19 protein-coding genes are annotated in these 16618 nt (G+C 70.7%); 12 read left to right on the forward strand and 7 right to left on the reverse strand.

From position 1 onward, the window contains the following. Window positions 1-85: 85 nt before the first annotated feature. From JMJ55_RS21230 to JMJ55_RS21255, 6 genes are all read right to left on the reverse strand, one after another. On the reverse strand, window positions 86-406 hold the full coding sequence (locus tag JMJ55_RS21230) for a cupin domain-containing protein (protein WP_202827601.1): 321 nt from the start codon (window positions 404-406) through the stop codon (window positions 86-88). After that, window positions 403-1134 carry a glycosyltransferase family 2 protein gene (locus tag JMJ55_RS21235; RefSeq protein WP_202827602.1) on the reverse strand — a complete coding sequence of 244 codons (732 nt, stop codon included), beginning with the start codon at window positions 1132-1134 and terminating at the stop codon, window positions 403-405. Before JMJ55_RS21235 ends, JMJ55_RS21230 begins: the two co-directional genes overlap by 4 nt. Next, window positions 1131-1763 (reverse strand): HAD family hydrolase, encoded by a 633-nt coding sequence (locus tag JMJ55_RS21240; RefSeq protein WP_202827603.1) that lies wholly within the window; start codon window positions 1761-1763, stop codon window positions 1131-1133. The genes JMJ55_RS21235 and JMJ55_RS21240 overlap by 4 nt, the downstream gene beginning before the upstream one ends. Continuing rightward, a complete protein-coding gene (locus tag JMJ55_RS21245; protein WP_202827604.1) occupies window positions 1760-2389 on the reverse strand; it encodes a PI-PLC domain-containing protein in 630 nt (209 codons plus the stop codon). Before JMJ55_RS21245 ends, JMJ55_RS21240 begins: the two co-directional genes overlap by 4 nt. After that, on the reverse strand, window positions 2386-3153 hold the full coding sequence (locus tag JMJ55_RS21250) for a glycosyltransferase family 2 protein (RefSeq protein ID WP_236033887.1): 768 nt from the start codon (window positions 3151-3153) through the stop codon (window positions 2386-2388). The genes JMJ55_RS21245 and JMJ55_RS21250 overlap by 4 nt, the downstream gene beginning before the upstream one ends. 64 nt (window positions 3154-3217) lie before the next feature. Beyond that, the gene (locus JMJ55_RS21255; protein WP_202827606.1) at window positions 3218-4507 is read right to left on the reverse strand and encodes an amidase; all 1290 of its coding nucleotides are present in this window, start codon (window positions 4505-4507) and stop codon (window positions 3218-3220) included. Window positions 4508-4568: 61 nt separating this feature from the next. Here JMJ55_RS21255 and JMJ55_RS21260 point away from each other — a divergent pair, with 61 nt between their 5' ends. From JMJ55_RS21260 to JMJ55_RS21315, 12 genes are all read left to right on the forward strand, one after another. Next, window positions 4569-5096: a hypothetical protein gene (locus JMJ55_RS21260; protein WP_202827607.1), complete on the forward strand. Its 528-nt coding sequence runs from the start codon at window positions 4569-4571 to the stop codon at window positions 5094-5096. 11 nt (window positions 5097-5107) lie between these two features. After that, window positions 5108-5596: a hypothetical protein gene (locus JMJ55_RS21265; protein WP_202827608.1), complete on the forward strand. Its 489-nt coding sequence runs from the start codon at window positions 5108-5110 to the stop codon at window positions 5594-5596. Window positions 5597-5605: 9 nt separating this feature from the next. Beyond that, complete coding sequence (locus JMJ55_RS21270; RefSeq protein ID WP_202827609.1) at window positions 5606-6856, forward strand: MFS transporter; 1251 nt, start codon at window positions 5606-5608, stop codon at window positions 6854-6856. Between the two features lie 27 nt (window positions 6857-6883). Beyond that, entirely contained in the window at window positions 6884-7999 is a 1116-nt protein-coding gene (locus JMJ55_RS21275; protein WP_202827610.1) for an alpha/beta hydrolase, read from the forward strand. Between the two features lie 46 nt (window positions 8000-8045). Then, window positions 8046-9023, forward strand: a complete 978-nt coding sequence (locus JMJ55_RS21280; RefSeq protein WP_202827611.1) for a Gfo/Idh/MocA family protein — start codon at window positions 8046-8048, stop codon at window positions 9021-9023. A gap of 84 nt (window positions 9024-9107) precedes the next feature. After that, window positions 9108-9458 carry a RidA family protein gene (locus JMJ55_RS21285; RefSeq protein WP_202827612.1) on the forward strand — a complete coding sequence of 117 codons (351 nt, stop codon included), beginning with the start codon at window positions 9108-9110 and terminating at the stop codon, window positions 9456-9458. A 290-nt stretch (window positions 9459-9748) separates the two neighbouring features. After that, window positions 9749-10513, forward strand: coding sequence for a CHAP domain-containing protein (locus JMJ55_RS21290; protein WP_236033888.1), 765 nt, complete (start codon window positions 9749-9751; stop codon window positions 10511-10513). Between the two features lie 91 nt (window positions 10514-10604). Then, entirely contained in the window at window positions 10605-11576 is a 972-nt protein-coding gene (locus tag JMJ55_RS21295; RefSeq protein WP_202827613.1) for an ABC transporter ATP-binding protein, read from the forward strand. Next, window positions 11573-12616 (forward strand): ABC transporter ATP-binding protein, encoded by a 1044-nt coding sequence (locus JMJ55_RS21300; protein ID WP_202827614.1) that lies wholly within the window; start codon window positions 11573-11575, stop codon window positions 12614-12616. Before JMJ55_RS21295 ends, JMJ55_RS21300 begins: the two co-directional genes overlap by 4 nt. Continuing rightward, window positions 12613-14118: an ABC transporter substrate-binding protein gene (locus JMJ55_RS21305; RefSeq protein WP_236033889.1), complete on the forward strand. Its 1506-nt coding sequence runs from the start codon at window positions 12613-12615 to the stop codon at window positions 14116-14118. The genes JMJ55_RS21300 and JMJ55_RS21305 overlap by 4 nt, the downstream gene beginning before the upstream one ends. A 1-nt stretch (window position 14119) precedes the next feature. Then, a complete protein-coding gene (locus JMJ55_RS21310; RefSeq protein ID WP_202827615.1) occupies window positions 14120-15067 on the forward strand; it encodes an ABC transporter permease in 948 nt (315 codons plus the stop codon). After that, on the forward strand, window positions 15064-15918 hold the full coding sequence (locus JMJ55_RS21315) for an ABC transporter permease (protein ID WP_202827616.1): 855 nt from the start codon (window positions 15064-15066) through the stop codon (window positions 15916-15918). The genes JMJ55_RS21310 and JMJ55_RS21315 overlap by 4 nt, the downstream gene beginning before the upstream one ends. Here JMJ55_RS21315 and JMJ55_RS21320 read toward each other — a convergent pair. Continuing rightward, the gene (locus JMJ55_RS21320) at window positions 15860-16528 is read right to left on the reverse strand and encodes a YoaK family protein (protein ID WP_328702730.1); all 669 of its coding nucleotides are present in this window, start codon (window positions 16526-16528) and stop codon (window positions 15860-15862) included. The genes JMJ55_RS21315 and JMJ55_RS21320 overlap by 59 nt on opposite strands. Window positions 16529-16618 lie beyond the last annotated feature (90 nt).

The raw sequence follows: 16618 nt of genomic DNA on the forward strand, positions 1-16618 counted from the left end.
AGGCCGAAACGGCCGAAGGCGTGAATCATGCGACCAAACGAAAGCCTAGACCGTGATCCGCGATCCAATCATCGCGGCTCGTGGTCTAGGCCGGGTATTTGTCCCCGGCCGCGGAGGGCAGCTTCACCACGACGTTCACCGCGTCGGTCAGGGCGAGGAAGTCCGTCGCCTCGCCCGGCTCGATGGTGATGATGTCCCCCTCGCTCCACTCCCGGCCGAGCATGCGGACCCGGCCGGAGAGGACGAGCGTCACCTCGGTCGCCACCCGGTGCAGATGCGCCGCCTCGGCCTCGCCTGCCTTGTAGCGCTTCACCGCCACCTCGCAGGCGGTGGTGCGCAGCACGCTCGGCGCGAAGTCGCCGACGAACCAGCCCTTCACCATATCTTCGAGCCGGGCATGCTTCATGGCAGCGCCCCCGCCATGGCATCCTCGGCCTCATAGGCGGCGATCTGCCGCGGCGATTTCAGCGGCCGGTAGTGCCGCGCCTCGATCTGCACGACGCCGAGGCGGCGCTGGCGCAGGATCATCTGGTTGAAGGCGAGGTTGATGTAGAAGGCGCCGTTCACATGCGCGTCCTTGCGGATCATGTCCTGCACCGCCGCGATGAAGTCGGCGCCGCGGCGGAACCAGTAGAAGCTGGCCGTGGCGAGGCGCGAGATCGGATTCTTCTCCGAGGCCTCGATCATGTATCCCGCCTCGTCCAGCGCGACATAGGCGTAGCGCGGATGCAGCGAGGGGAAGACCACCGTGCCGCCATCCAGCCCGCGCCCGCGCATCTCGTCCACCGCGGCGCGGAAGTCGATCTCGAGCAGTTCGTTGGAGGCGAGGACCAGCAGCTCCTCCTCCGGCGCGATATGGGCGATGGCGAGCAGCGCGGTGCAGGCGGCGCCCCCCGTCTCGCCGCTGATCGGCACCACCGCGGCGCCGGGCGCGGCGAGCGCCACGACATTGTCGATATGATAGCGCCGGAGATCGGCCTCGCGGATGGCGAAGATCAGCCTGGCATCGAGCCCGGCGCAGAGCCGGACGAAGCGCTCCAGCAGCAGCTCCCCGTTATTCTCGGCCAGCAGCACCGGCGGGCCCTCGGCCACGGTCGCATGGCCGCCGCCGAGGATGAGGACGCGCATCGTCATGCCGCCTGCTCCACCGCCAACTGCTGGATGCGGCGCATGATGGCCGGATAGGTCACCTCGGCCACGTCGCGCACCTCCAGCACCGGGGCGCCGGCGGCCTGGGCTGCGCGCAGTCCGTTCTGGTTGTCCTCCACCACCAGGCACTCATGCGGCGCCAGGCCAAGCCGGGCGATGGCGGTCGCATACATCTCCGGATCCGGCTTCGGCCGGGTGACGTCCTGGTTCGAGATGGTGAATTCCAGATACTGCTCCAGCGCCGCGGCCCGCATCATCACCTCGATCGTGCTGCGGATGGAATTGGAGCAGACCGCGAGGCGATAACCCTCGGCGCGCAGTCGCGACAGGGCGTATTCGTGGTTGAAGCGCGGCTTGCAGTGGGTGTGCACGATCTCCATCGTGTATTGCTGCTTCAGCTCATTGATGAAGCCGTGCAGCTGCGGCGGCAGGCCGCGTTCCACCGTCAGCATCTCGAGCTTCCGCCGGGTCGGCAACCCGTCGAAGGTGGTGAGGTGGTCGAGGCGGTTGATCTCGTAGCCGAACAGGCGGAGGGCGCGGTTCAGCGCCTCGTAATGCCAGTCCTTGGCCTCGATCAGCACGCCGTCCATATCGAAGATCACGGCCCGAATCATGGCTTCATCCCGAAATAGGCAGTGGCATCCTCCGGCAGGTCGGTGCAGAGCATCAGCCCCGGCGCGCCGACCAGCCCGGCCGCGCGCAGCATCGACCAGAGGGCGCGATGGTCGCGGCCATGCAGCTCCGGCGAGACCAGCGCCACCTGCTTGCCATCGGCGAGGAAGCCACGGATCTCCGCCACGCCGTACCAGCCGGCGCCGAAATCATCGACCCAGACGCCGATGGCGCGGTCATAGCAGGCCGGGACGCGCTCGAACTCGCTGGCGCGGGTGAAGACCGGCAGGCCGAGGCGGAGCTGCACCAGCATCTCGGGGACGGACATGTCGAAGGTGAACCAGCGGGTGAGGCCTGCCTCCCGCATCGCCGCGGCGAGCGGCGCGGCGAGGCCATCCGCCTTGATGTTCATCGCCATCGGCAGGTCGCGTCCGCCGAGGATGCCGAGCATGCCGGCGAGATCCAGCTCGCCCCCGCGCGGCATGTCATGTGCGATGACAAGGCGGCCGAGGCTGTCCCGCACATCCGTCTCGGTCCCGTAGCCGAGATCGAAGGAGCGGCGGAAGGCGACGGGCTGGTTCTTCTCCGCCGCCTCGCGCCAATAGCCGCGATGGCTGAGGATGATCATGCCGCGTCCCCGATCCCGGCGGTGGCGCGGCGCGACAGGGGCAGGCCAAGGAAAAGGTCGAGATCGGTGGGGATGCCGAGGCCATACATCCCGGCCGCCTCGGCGCCGATATCGAAGATCCCGATGCGGCCGCCGGCGGCGATCATGCGGTTGTAGACCGGCGCGACATAGAATTCGTTGTTCACCCGGAGGTCGAGCGCGATCATCTCCTCGGCGAAGCGGACGAAGTCGCGGCCGGCGCGGAAGTTATAGATGCCGACCGTCGCGTGGTGGGAGATGACCTCCTTCTCCGCCACCTGCGTCACCAAGCCTTCCGCATCGACCGCGGCGAAGGACCATTTCGGGTCGTCCGCGGTCATGGTCATGATGAGGCCGTCGAGCCCGCGCCGGTCCTGCTCCGCCAGATAGGCGTCGATCGCGGTGTCCACATACTGGTCGGCATTGGCGATCATCAGAGCGTCGCCATTGTCGATGAAGCGCCGGGCCAGCAGCACGGTGCAGGCGGCGCCCTCGGTCAGGCCGTCGGTCTCGATGATCTCGGCGCCCGGCGTCCAGGCCAGCAACCGCTCCCGCAGCCCGTGCTCCCGCATATGGGCCTGCTGGCAGACATAGATGAAGCGGTGCGGCCGGCTGGGGCGGATATTCTCCGCCACCAGCCGGATCATGGGCACGCCATGCACGGGGATGAGCGGCTTCGGCAACGCATAGCCGGCCTTGGCGAACCGGCTTCCGGCCCCGGCCATGGGGATGACGATATTGAGCAAGGCTGCGGTCTCCGCGGCCCAGATAGCATACATCGCGAGGCCGCGATGTGAAAAACGCCCTTCTTCAGACGGTCAGCGCGCCCACCCAGCCGGCCCAGGCCAGCGCCTCCCGGTCCCGGCCGAAGCCCGCCACCAATTGCACGCCGAGCGGCAGGCCGCGCGGCCCCTCCCCCATCGGCACCGTCACGCAGGGGACATGGAGCAGGGTCCAGAGCGAGTTGAAGGCGGGATCGCCGGTCCAGCCCAGCCCTTCCGGCGCCTCGCCCGGGGCGCTCGGGGTCAGGATGGCATCGAAAGGCGCCACCACATCGGCGAAGGCGGCGCGGGCGGTGGCGAAGGCCGCCCGCCCCTCTGCGATCCGAGCGGCGCCGAGGCCGCCGCCCCACCCCAGCCGCTCCCGCAGCCCCTTGCTGAGCTGGGCCGCGGCATGGTCCATCTCCCAGCACAGGGCCTCAGCCGATTCGCCATTCATCACCGCCGCATGGGCCTCATAGCCGGCGGCGATGGCAGGCGGCATCTCGACCGGCGTCACCTCCGCTCCGGCGCGTGAGGCGGCCCCCGCCACCCGTTCCAGCAGCGCCCGCGTCTCCGGCGATGCCTGGTCGGCGGCCGGGCCCCAGCAGAGGCCAAGCCGCGGCGCCCGGTCCAGCCGCTGCGCCGGGGCGCCGTAATCGCCGCCGGTCAGCCCCGCCATGACCAGGGCCGCATCGGCGACGCTGCCGGCGATCACCCCGATCGTGTCGAGGCTCTCGCTCATCACCTTCATCCCGGCCCGGTGCAGGGTGCCGAAGCTCGGCTTGAAGCCGACCGCGCCGCAATAGGCGGCGGGGCGGATGATGCTGCCGGCGGTCTGGGTGCCGAAGCCGGCATGGAAGAAGCCGGCCGCCGCCCCGGCCGCCGAGCCGGAGGAGGAGCCGCCCGGCGTATGCCCCGGCTTGCGCGGATTGGCAGTCGGCCCCGGATGGCGCGTGGCGAATTCCGTGGTCACGGTCTTGCCAAGGATCACCGCTCCGGCCCGCCGCGCCAGCGCGACACAGGCCGCATCCCCGCGCGGCCGATGCCCGGCCCAGATCGGCGAGCCGTATTGCGAGGGCTGGTCGGCCGTATCCAGCACATCCTTCACCCCGAGGGCGAGGCCATGCAGCGGCCCTGCCCGCCCCGCCTTCGCCCGCGCATCCAGCGCCGCCGCCTGGCGCAACGCCAGGGCCGGGTCGAGATGGACGAAGGCCCGGATGGAGGGCTCGCGCGCGGCGATGCGGTCGAGCAGCGCCTCGGTCAGGGCTGTGGCGGAAAGCCGGCCGTCGCGCAGGCGCTGGCTGGCATCGAGGGCAGAGAGGGTGGCGGGATCGCTCATGAACCCAGCTTAGGCCGCAACATCGCTGGCGCCAGCCCCGGCGCGACCCCAGATTGGGCCGATGCCGCATTCCATCCGCGTGGCGGAAGCGCCCAATGGCGCCCTGACCTATGCCATCCCCGTGCCGCCGCAATCCCTGCCGCCGGTCGCGCCGCGCCAGCTCCTCGCCGCCTGGGAACTGGCGCGGGAAGCGGCCGACCGCCAGCAATGGGGCAAGCCGCGCCTTCTCCTCTTCCCGCCCGCCGAGGGCAGCCCGTCCGAGCTCGCCATCGCCGACCGCGATGCCGGGGCCTGGGCGGAGGCGATTGATGCCGCGATCGGCCTCGACACCATGGCCGGGCTCAGCCTCTGCCTGCGGCTGCTGGCCCTCGTTGAACTGCTGGGGCGGGCGCGCTGGCTCACCGCCCTCTTCGCGGTGACGCCCTCGGGGATCGACCTCCACCCTGCCCTGCTCGGGGCGGCGGCGGCCATGCCGCTCGATGCCGGGGCCCGGTTCGACGAATCCGGCTTGCGCAGGCTATTGTCGCGGCGACTGCCCCGGGCCGAGCCGGCCGGGGGCGGGATTTCCGGCCTCGGCCGCACCGCATGACGAGAACCAGCATGAAGCGCCTGATCCTGCTTGCCGTGCTTGCCGCCGGGCCGATCGGCTGCAGCGACCGCGACCCGGCCGCCTCCGCGCCCGCCTCGGGCGGCGCCGCGATGATGGCCCGGCCCCCGGTCCCGCGCGGCACGCCCAACAGCTATGTCGCCCCGCCCGCCAATGCGGCGGTGCGCGACCAGGCGGCGCTGGCCGCGGCCTGCCGGGCCGATGCCGACCGCATCGTCACCTATCGCGACCGCGGCCAGCTGATGCGCGAGGATGAGCGGGATGCCCGCATCGGCACCGATGCCAGCATCTATGCCCGCCGCGCCGAGACCGACCGGCTGGGCCGCATCTTCGAGCGCGACCGGATCGCCGAGGATTGCGTGCAGCAGAACACCACCACCCCACCGCAAGCGGCGACTCCAGCGACACCTGCGGCAGCTGCCCCGGCGGCAGCCCCACCGCCGAATGCGAGGACGAATACGGGCGCGTCGCGGCGACGCTAGACGCCGGGAATGGCCTTTCGCGGCCTCACCGCCTTCGGCGCGCTGGGGCGGGCCCTCTCGCACCGCGATGCGCGGCTGTTCTTCGGCGCCTCGCTCACCTCCTGGACCGGGCTCTGGGTGCACCAGATCGCCGTCGCCTGGCTGGCCTGGGAGATGACGAAGAGCGCCTTCTGGGTCGGCATGGTCTCCTTCTGCGACCTGGCGCCGGCGGTGATCTTCAGCCCGATCGCCGGGGCGGTCGCCGACCGGATGGACCGGGTGAAGCTCACCATGGCCTCCCAGGCGACGATCGCGCTGGAAGCGGCGGCCATCGCCTTGCTGATCGCCACCGGCCAGCTCACCATCGGCCTGCTGCTGGCGCTGGAGATGGGCAAGGGCATCGCCTCCTCCTTCGCCCAGCCGGCGCGGCAGAGCCTGATGCCGGGTCTGGTGCCGCGCAGCGACCTCCCGGCCGCGGTCGCCTGCAATTCGCTCTGCTTCAACGTGGCGCGCTTCATCGGGCCAGCCATCGCCGGGCCGCTGATCGCCGTCGCCGGCGTCGCCCCGGCGGTCTTCCTCAACAGCCTTGCCTATCTCGCTGCGACGCTGACCATGCCCAGCCTCCGGGTCGAGGCGGCGCAGCGTCGCGGCCAGCCCTCGGGCGGCAGCGTCTGGGCGGATACGCTGGCGGGCTTCCGCTATGCCGGGCGGCATCCGGGGATCGGCCCGCTGCTCGGCTTCGCGGCCGTGGCCTCCATCCTCATGCGCGGGGTGCAGGAGATCCTGCCACCCTTCGTCGAGCGGCTGTTCGAGCGCGGCGCCGACGGCCTGGCGATGCTGACCGCGAGCATCGGCATCGGCGCCCTCTGCTCCGGCCTCTGGGTGGCGAGCCGGGGCAAGCTGGAAGGCGCGGTCGCGCTCTCGGTCGGGGCGGTGGCCTGCCAGGCGGTCTGCACCATCGGCTTTGTCGCCACCGGCTTCTTCCCCTTCGCCCTGCTCTGCGCCGCGCTGATGGGCGCGGCCGGCTCGGTGCATGGCATCTCGACCCAGACCCTGGTGCAGAACGCCGCCGATCCCTCCATGCGCGGCCGGGTGCTGAGCCTTTGGGGCATGATCGTGCGCGCCTGCCCGGCCAGCGGCGCGCTGGCCCTCGGCACGGCCGGCGAGATCTTCGGGCTGCGCTGGCCGACCATCTCCGCCATGCTGCTGGCGCTGCTGGTCGTCACCTGGGGCTGGAGCCGCAAGCCACGGATGGTGGCGGAGCTGGAAGGGCGCGGCTGAACGGCGCCCGCGAGGAGGATACGCCCGATGAAGGACCTGCCCCTGCCGCCCGGCATCCGGACGCGCCGCATCGAAGGCGTGAACGGCCTCAGCATGCATGTGCTCGAAGCGGGTGATCCGAAGGCGCCCTGCCTGCTGCTGCTGCACGGCTTCCCGGAACTGGCTTATTCCTGGCGCAAGGTGATGCTGCCGCTGGCGGAGGCCGGCTACCACGTCGTCGCCCCGGACCAGCGTGGCTATGGCCGCACCACGGGCTGGAGCGCCGACTACGACGGCGACCTCGCCCCCTTCCGCATGTTCAACCTGGTGCGCGACGCGATGGGGCTGCTGGCCGCGCTCGGCCACGCCTCGGTCGAGGCGGTGGTGGGGCATGATTTCGGCTCGCCGGTCGCGGCCTGGTGCGCGCTGCTGCGGCCCGACATCTTCCGCCGCGTCGCGCTGATGAGCGCACCATTCGGCGGCCCGCCCGGCCTGCCGGAAGGGGCACCGCGCCGTGCGCCTGGACCCGATATCCATGCCGCGCTGGCGGCGCTGCCGCGGCCGCGCAAGCACTACCAGTGGCACTACTCCACCCGCGGCGCGAATGAGGAGATGATGGCGGCGCCGGGCGGCCTGCCGGCCTTCCTCCGCGCCTATTACCATGTGAAGAGCGCCGACTGGGCGGCGAACCGCCCCTATCGCCTCGCCGGCTGGACCGCCGAGGCGCTAGCGGAGATGCCTGGCTACTACATCATGGATCTCGGCAAGGGCATGGCGGAGCAAGTGGCGCCCGACCTGCCGCCGCCCGAGGCCGTCGCCGCCAATGCCTGGCTGCCCGACTCCGAACTGGCGGTCTATGCCGGGGAATATGCCCGCACCGGCTTCCAGGGCGGGCTGCAATGGTACCGCTGCCGGACCGAGGGCCGCTTCGAGGCGGAGCTGCAGCTCATGGCCGGACGGCGGATCGAGCAGCCCTCGGTCTTCCTCGCCGGCTCCAGCGATTGGGGCGTCTACCAGGTGCCGGGCAGCCTGGAGCGGATGCAGGGGGAGGCCTGTGCCCGGATGGTCGGCTGCCACCTGATCGAGGGCGCCGGGCATTGGGTGCAGCAGGAACAGCCGGAGCGCACCGTGGCGCTGCTGCGGGAATTCCTCACGGCTTCCTGAGCGGCAGCGGCGCGGATAGGCTGCGCCGCCACACTCAGGACAATCGATGATGCTGAACACCGCGATCGTGGGCATGGGCCGCTGGGGCCGCACCCTGGTGGAGAGCGTGCAGCGGAAGAATGGGGCGGGGCTCCGCTTCGTCGCCGGCACTACCGGCACGCCCGCGAAGGCCGCGGCCTGGGCGGCCGAGCAGGGCATCCGCCTGCATCCCGACTACGCCGCGGTGCTGGCCGACCCCGCGGTGCAGGCCGTGGCGCTGGCCACGCCGCACAAGCAGCATGCCGAGCAGGTCATCGCCGCCGCCGCCGCGGGCAAGCATGTCTTCGTCGAGAAGCCCTTCACTCTCAGCAAGGCCAGCGCCGAGGCCTGCGTCGCCGCCTGCCGCCAGGCCGGGGTGGTGCTCGCGCTCGGCCATAACCGCCGCTTCCTGCCGACCACGCTCGAGATGAAGCGGATGCTGGAGGCCGGCGAGCTCGGCACGGTGCTGCATGCCGAGGGGCATATCAGCGGCCCCGGCGCCTTCGGCTGGAAGCCCGGCATGTGGCGCGCCGACCGCGAGGAAAGCCCGCTCGGCGGCATGGGCGCCATGGGCATCCATATGATCGACATGCTGGTGAACCTGATGGGCCCCTTTGCCGAGGTCACCGTGCAATCCTTCCCGCGCGTCTCGGAGCATATCGACGACACGACGGCGATGCTGGCCCGCTTCGCCTCCGGCGCCACCTGCAATTTCGCCACGCTCTCGCTCACCGCGCGCTATTGGCGCGTCGCCCTGTTCGGGACCAAGGGGCATCTGGAGATGCAGGGCCAGGACCGGCTAGTCTTCACGCCCGTCGAGGGCCAGGGCTGGGCGCGGGACTTCGAGAAGGTGGATATCGAGGCGGCCGAACTGGAGGCCTTCGCCGCCGCGGTCGCCGGCGGCCTCGCCTATCCCCTGCCGGCCGAGCAGGCGATCCATGGCGTCGCGGTCTTCGAAGCGATGATCGGTGCCGCGGCTTCGGGCAGTTCCTACGCCGTCGCATAGTGACCCCCACCTTGGCCGCCCCGGCTTGTCGCCTCCGTGATCGGGCCCTAGAACCTCTCTTCCGCAACGGAGGAGGGGCAGAGGATGTCCAAGATCACCCGCCAGGGCAGCAATGCCATCCTGTCGACTTCGGTCGAGTATCATAATTTCGTCTTCCTGGCCGGCATGACCGCCGATGACCTCTCGCAGGACATCACCGGCCAGACCCGCCAGGTGCTGGCCAAGATCACCGCCGCACTGGAGGCCAATGGCACCGACACGACCCGGCTGCTGAATGCCCAGATCTGGCTGAAGGACATCCGCGACCGCGAAGCCATGAACAAGGTCTGGGTGGAATGGCTCGGCGATGCCGGCCGTCCGGCCCGCGCCTGCGTCCAGGCCAATATGGCCGATCCGCGCCACCTCGTTGAAATCATGGTCAATGCCTGCCGCTGAGCAGGCCTAGACTCCGTCCAGCCGGGGCGGCGCCAGGGCTTGGTGCCGCCTCCTTTGCTTCTGTTGCATATCTGCCACCACACTGTGGCATGGCTCATTTCTGAGACCAGTCCTAGGACGATCCTCCGTTCACGAACGGTTAAGCATCGCCCGATTGAACAAATCACCCCGCATTTCACAGTATTTCGCCACCCCCGGTTGCCGCTCCCGCCCACCCCAGGTAACCGATCTGTGTCACGAGGTTACGGCCTCGCGAGGTGGTCCACGCCTATGAGGGGATGGGTATGGGGATGCATCGGACGGCTCTGGCATGCTGCATGGTGATCGGTGCGCTGACCGTGTCGGGGGACGCGATGGCGGCGCGGCGGGACCAGAGCGTTGCCGGTCGACCAGGGCGGGAAGCGGTGCGCAAGCCCGCCATGCACCGCGCGCAGGCCATGCCGCACCGGGCGGGGGGTAAGCGGCATGGCCTCGCCACCCACCGCCGTAATCGTGCGGTCGCGGTGGCCAGCAGCGGCGGCATCTCCTGCGTCCCCTATGCCCGCGCGGTCAGCGGCCTTCAGGTCACCGGCAATGGCGGCGACTGGTGGGGCAACGCCGCCGGCCTCTATGACCGCGGCCATCGGCCGGAGCCGGGCGCCGTCATGGCCTTCCGTGCCACCAGCGGCATGTCCCGTGGCCATGTCGCCGTGGTGCGCCGGATCGTCAGCCCGCGCGAGGTGCTGATCGACCACGCCAACTGGGCCGGCCCCGGCATCCGCCGCGGCAGCGTCATGCAGGGCGTCAGCGTGATCGACGTCTCCGATGCCAATGACTGGTCGGCGGTGAAGGTCCAGGTCGGCTATGACAATGACAGCTTCGGCCGCACCTATCCGACCTTCGGCTTCATCTACAACCGGCCGGATGACGGCGTGAACACCGGCACCGCCTATGCCGGCATGCAGCTCCGCAGCAGCGCCCGCTACGAGCAGGTGGCCGAGGCGCCCGAGGGCCGTGGCTTCGCCCTGCAGGGGCTCCAGCCGCTGCGCAGCGCCCAGGCCATGCCGCGCCGCTGACGGCCCCTTGCGCCCCGCTGCCGGCATGGCTGTAGTGGGGCATGCCGAGGTTCCCGCCGCCCCCTGACCCTTGCCCGGGCACCACGCCTTGATGGTGCTCGAGCTTCGTGACCTCGGCGTCACCTTCGCCACGGATCGCGGCCCCTTGCGGGCCGTGGATGGCATCTCCTTCTCCGTCGAAGCCGGGCGCACCCTCGCGGTGGTGGGCGAGAGCGGTTGCGGCAAGTCCGTCACCGCGCTGGCGACGATGGGCCTCCTGCCCCCCGCCGCGCGGCTCGATGGCTCGATCCGCCTGCTCGGGCGGGAGATGACCTCGCTGACGCCGGAGGAATGGCGCGATCGCCGCGGCCGCGACCTCGCCATGATCTTCCAGGAACCGATGACCAGCCTGAACCCTGCCTTCACCGCCGGCGACCAGGTGGCCGAGGCGCTGCGGGTGCATGAGGGGCTCGGCCGCCGCGCCGCCTTCGACCGCGCCGTGGCGCTGCTCGACCGGGTCCGCATCCCCGATGCAGCGCGGCGGGCGCGGCAATATCCGCATCAGCTCTCGGGCGGCATGCGCCAGCGGGTGATGATCGCCATGGCGCTGGCCTGCCGGCCGCGGCTGCTGATCGCCGACGAGCCGACCACCGCGCTCGACGTCACGGTGCAGGCGCAGATCCTCGCCCTGCTGGATGAGCTGAAGCGCGAGACGGGCATGGCGGTGGTGCTCATCACCCATGATCTCGGCGTCGTCGCCGACCATGCCGATGAGGTGGTGGTGATGTATGCCGGCCGGGTCGCCGAACGGGCGCCCGCCGCGCGCCTGTTTGCCCGGCCGGAGCATCCCTACACGGTCGGCCTGCTCGGCGCCGCGCCGCGGATCGAGGGTGGCGCCGGCCGCCTCGCCAGCATCGAGGGCACGGTGCCCGACCTGCTGCGCCCGCCGGAAGGCTGCCGCTTCGCCCCGCGCTGCCCCTTCCGCGGCGCCGATTGCGCCCGCCAGCCGCCGTTGGCCGAGATCGAGCCGGGTCATGCCGCGGCCTGCTGGCGAGCGCCGCTCGACCGGGTGCTCGCGGCATGAGCGAGCCGCTGCTCGAGCTGCGCGACCTCAAGCGCTATTTCCCCGTGCGCGATGCGCTCGGACGATCGCGCGGTGCGGTGCGGGCGGTGGATGGCGTCTCGCTCTCGGTCGCGCGCGGCACGGTGCTTGCCATCGTCGGCGAGAGCGGCTGCGGCAAGTCGACCCTCGGCCGGCTGGCGCTACGGCTGATCGAGCCGGATTCCGGCAGCATCCGCTTCGATGGCGAGGATCTGCATGCCCTCTCGCCGGCCGCGCTGCGCGCCCGGCGGCGCGATATGCAGCTGATCTTCCAGGACCCCTTCGCCAGCCTCGACCCGCGCATGACCGTGGGCGCCGCCATCGCCGAGCCGCTGCGGCTGCACCGCATCGTGCCCCGCAGCGGCGAGGCCGCCCGCGTCGCCGAGCTGCTGGAACGGGTCGGGCTGCGGCCCGAGAGCGCCCGGCGCTGGCCGCATGAGTTCAGCGGCGGGCAGCGCCAGCGCGTCGCCATCGCCCGGGCGCTCGCCAGCGGACCACGGCTCGTCATCGGCGACGAGCCGATCAGCGCCCTCGATGTCTCGGTGCAGGCGCAGGTGGTCAACCTGCTGGCGGACCTGATCCGCGATCTCGGCCTCACCTTCGTCCTCATCAGCCATGATCTCGGCGTGGTGCGGCACATCGCCGACCGGGTGGCGGTGATGTATCTCGGCAGCATCGTCGAGGAAGGGCCGGCGGCCGACCTGTTTGCCGCGCCGCGCCATCCCTATACCCGGGCGCTGCTCGCGGCCGTGCCGGGCCGCGGCATCCAGGCGCCGCCGATCGAGGGCGATGTGCCGAGCCCGATCGCCCCACCAGCCGGCTGCCGCTTCCACACCCGCTGCCCCCATGCCGAGGCGCTCTGCCGCGAGCAGGCCCCGGCCCTGGTCGGTGGCGAGCATCGCGCGGCCTGCCATTTGCAAGACCGGCTGCCGCCGGCGCCGCCCCTGCGCGATGCGGAGCCCGGCGGCGACCGGCTGCGCCGGTTGCAGGCCTTCTTCCAACCCGCGGGGACCGACGCATGATCCGACGCACCCTTCTTGCCGCCCTCGCCTCGCTCGGCCTCGCGGGGGCGGCCGAGGCGCAGAACCTGCGCATCGGGCTGCGGGAGGATCCCGACATCCTCGACCCGACCTTGGCCCGCACCTTCGTCGGCCGCATCGTCTTCGCCGCGCTCTGCGACAAGCTTTTCGACATCAACGAGAAGCTGGAGATCGTCCCGCAGCTCGCCACCGGCCATGTCTGGGAGGATCCGAAGACCCTGCGGATCACGCTGCGCGAGGGCGTGCGCTTCCATGACGGGGAGCCGATGGATGCGGAGGCGGTGCGCTATTCCCTGAACCGCCACCTGACGCTGCAGGGCAGCTTCCGCCGCAGCGAGATCGGCATTGCCGAGGCGATCGAGGTGGTCGATCCGCTCACCATCCGCATCCGGCTGCGCGAGGCCTCGGCGCCCTTCCTCTCCCAGCTCACGGACCGGGCGGGGATGATCGTCAGCCCCAAGGCCGCCGAGGCGGCGGGGCGGAATTTCGGCAATGCGCCGGTCTGCGCCGGTCCCTATCGCCTGGTCGAACGGGTGGCGCAGGACCGTATCGTGGTCGAGCGCTTCCCCGGCTACTGGGATGCCGGCCGCATCCAGATCCAGCGCATCACCTACCTGCCCATTCCGGACAACACGGTGCGGCTGGCCAATCTGCAATCCGGCGCGCTGGAGATGGTCCAGACCATCGAGCCGGACGATGCCAAATCCCTGCAGCGCAATAGCCGGCTGAAGGTCGTGAGCTATGATGAGCTCGGCTATCAGAGCATCGCCCTCAATATCGGCAACGGTCCGCGGGCCAATACCGCCCTCGCCCGCGATCCGCGCATCCGCGCCGCCTTCGAGCTGGCGATCGACCGGCAGGCGGTGAACCAGGTGGTCTATGAGGGCACCTATACCCCGACCGCCCAGCCCGTCCCGCCCGAAAACCCCTACCACGCCCCAGGCTTCGTGCCGGAGGCGCGCGATGTGGCGCGCGCCCGCGCCCTGTTGCGCGAGGCGGGCGTGACCGGCCCGGTGCCGGTCGAAATGACGGTGCCGAACAACCCCGATCTCCGCCAGGCGGCCGAGGTGATCCAGGCCATGGTGCAGGAGGCGGGCTTCGCCCTGAAGCTCAACGCCATGGAATTCGCCAGCAGCCTGCAGTCCGCCAATCGCGGGGATTTCGAGACCTATCTGACCGCTTGGTCGGGCCGGGTCGACCCCGACGGCAATACCTGGACCTTCCTCCACAGCCAGGGCGGGCAGAATGACGGCAAATACAGCAACCCGGAGGTGGACCGGCTGCTCGACCAGGCACGGGCCGAGACGGATGTGGCGGCGCGCCGGGCGCTCTATGCCAAGGTCTTCGAGATCGCGCTGCGTCGGGACCGCAGCCGCATCTATCTCTGGCATCGCAAGAATATCGTCGCCCATACCGCGCGGCTCTCGGGCTTCGTCCCCATCGCGGACGGGCTGATCCGGCCGCAGGGGCTGCGGCTGAACTAGGATGCTCATCTGGTTCCTGCGCCGGCTCGGGCAGATCATCCCGACGCTGCTGATCCTCTCGGTGCTGATCTTCGGGCTGCAGCAGCTGATGCCGGGCGACCCGGCGCTGATCCTGGCCGGCGAGGAGCGCGGCGATCCGCAGGTGCTGGCGCAGATCCGGGCCGAGCTCTTCCTCGACCGTTCCCTGCCCGAGCAATACCTGCACTGGATCGGCCGCGCGGTGCAGGGCGATTTCGGCTTTTCCTGGCGCATCCGGGAACCGGTGGCGAAGCTGATCCTGGAGAAGCTGCCCGTCACCTTCCAGCTTGCCACCATGGCCTTCCTGATCGCGCTGGTGATCGGCATCCCGGCCGGGGTGCTTTCCGCGGTGCGGCGGGACCGGCCGGTGGACTGGCTGGTGAATGGCTTTGCGCTCTTCGGCATCTCGACGCCGAATTTCTGGCTCGGCATCATGATGATCCTGCTGTTCAGCGTGCAGCTCGGATGGCTGCCGCCCTCCGGCTATGTCCCGCTGACGGAGGATCCGGTGCAGAGCCTCGCTACCACCATCATGCCGGCCTTCGTGCTCGGCTCCGGCATTGCAGGCGTGCTCATGCGCCATACCCGGGCGGCGATGCTGGGCGCGCTTGGCCAGGATTATGTGCGGACGGCGCGGGCCAAGGGGCTGGGCGAGCGGGCGGTGGTCGGCAAGCATGCGCTACGCAACGCGCTGATCCCGGTGGTGACGCTCGGCACCATCGAATTCGGCCGGCTGCTGGCCGGCGCCGTGCTGACCGAGCAGATCTTCACTATCCCCGGCTTCGGCAAGCTGATCGTCGATGCCGTCTTCAACCGCGACTATCCCGTTGTGCAGGGCGTGGTGATGGCGACGGCGCTGATCTTCGTCAGCCTCTCGCTGATCGCCGATATTCTCTACATGGCCGTCAATCCGCGGCTGCGCACGGCATGACGGCGCCGGACAGTCCGTTCCGCCGAGCGCTGCGGCGCTTCCTGCGGCACCGCCTGGCTGTCTTCGGCCTGGTGGTAGTGGTTGTCTTCGTCCTGGCGGCCTTGCTGGCGCCCTGGATTTCCCCGGCCGATCCCCTGCAGACCTCCTGGACCGCCATCCGCAAGCCGCCCTCTGCGGCGCATTGGTTCGGGACGGACGAGAATGGGCGGGATGTGCTGGCCCGCGTGCTGTATGGCGCGCGGGCCTCGATGGCGGCGGGGGTGATCTCGGTCTCGGTCGCGCTGCTGATCGGCGTGCCGATCGGGCTGCTGGCAGGGCTCGCCGGCGGCTGGGTGGATGCGGTGATCGCCCGCATCGCCGATGCCATGCTCTCCGTCCCGTTCCTGATCCTTGCCATCGCGCTGGCCGCCTTCCTCGGCCCGGCGCTCGAGAATGCGATGCTGGCGATCGCCGTCACCGCCTCGCCCATTTTCGTCCGGCTGGCGCGCGGGATGGCGCTGGATGCGCGGACGACGGATTGGGTGGAGGCGGCGCGGGCGCTGGGCAACCCGCCCTGGCGGCTCGGCCTCGTGCATGTGCTGCCGAATATCGTGCCGCCGCTGCTGGTGCAGGCGACGCTGGCGATTGCGGAGGCGATCATTGCCGAGGCCTCGCTGAGCTTCCTCGGCCTCGGCCAGCAGCCGCCGGCGCCCTCCTGGGGGAGCATGCTGAACAGCGCTCAGCGCTTCCTGACCCAGGCGCCCTGGCTGGCCGTCTTCCCCGGCCTGGCGATCTTCCTGGTGGTGCTGGCCTTCAACCTGATGGGCGACGGGCTGCGGGATGCGCTCGACCCTCGGGGGGAGCGGCGCTAGCGGCCGGCCGCCGCGTCGCCAGGATGCCGGGCAGCGCCAGCGCCGCGAGGCCGAGCGCGACGGCCAGCAGCATCCCCGAGCCGATGGCGCGATAGGCGAAGACGCCCAGCACCCCGCCGAGGAAGAAGGCCAGCACGGTCGGCACATGCAGGCCGAGCTTCTCGAGATTCGCCGCCGTCTCCGACTGCCGCCGCCGGCGCAGCGCGATGTCGAGCAGGTTGCCGAGCTCGATCCCGATATCGGTCACCATCCCAGTCACATGGGTGGTGCGGATCCGGGCATTGGAGATGCGGGTGACGACGGCGTTCTGCAGCCCCATCAGCGCACTCATCCCGAGGACGAAGCCGAAGCCGCCGCCGAAGCCCGGCGCCCAGGCATCGGCCGCGGCGAGGCCTGCCAGCAGCACCGCCTCGGCGAGGATGCTCAGAGCATGGATGCCGGCCAGGCCCCGCCGCAGCCCCTCATTGGCGAGCAGGGTGGAGAGGGCGGCACCCGCGATGAAGGCCGCCACCAGGCCGAGGCAGACCAGCGCCCCCACCGCATCGCCGAGCGCCAGCCGGTCCGCCATGGTCGAGACCGCGCCGGTCATATGCGAGGAATATAGGCCGATCTTGTAGAAGCCGCGTAATTACCCACCCCCCCCTTGCGCAGGAGCGGGTTGGCTGATTCGATCCTCACATGCAGCGGGACGAGCTTGAGC

It is taken from the genome of Belnapia mucosa, assembly GCF_016775475.1.
Taxonomy (GTDB): domain Bacteria; phylum Pseudomonadota; class Alphaproteobacteria; order Acetobacterales; family Acetobacteraceae; genus Belnapia; species Belnapia mucosa.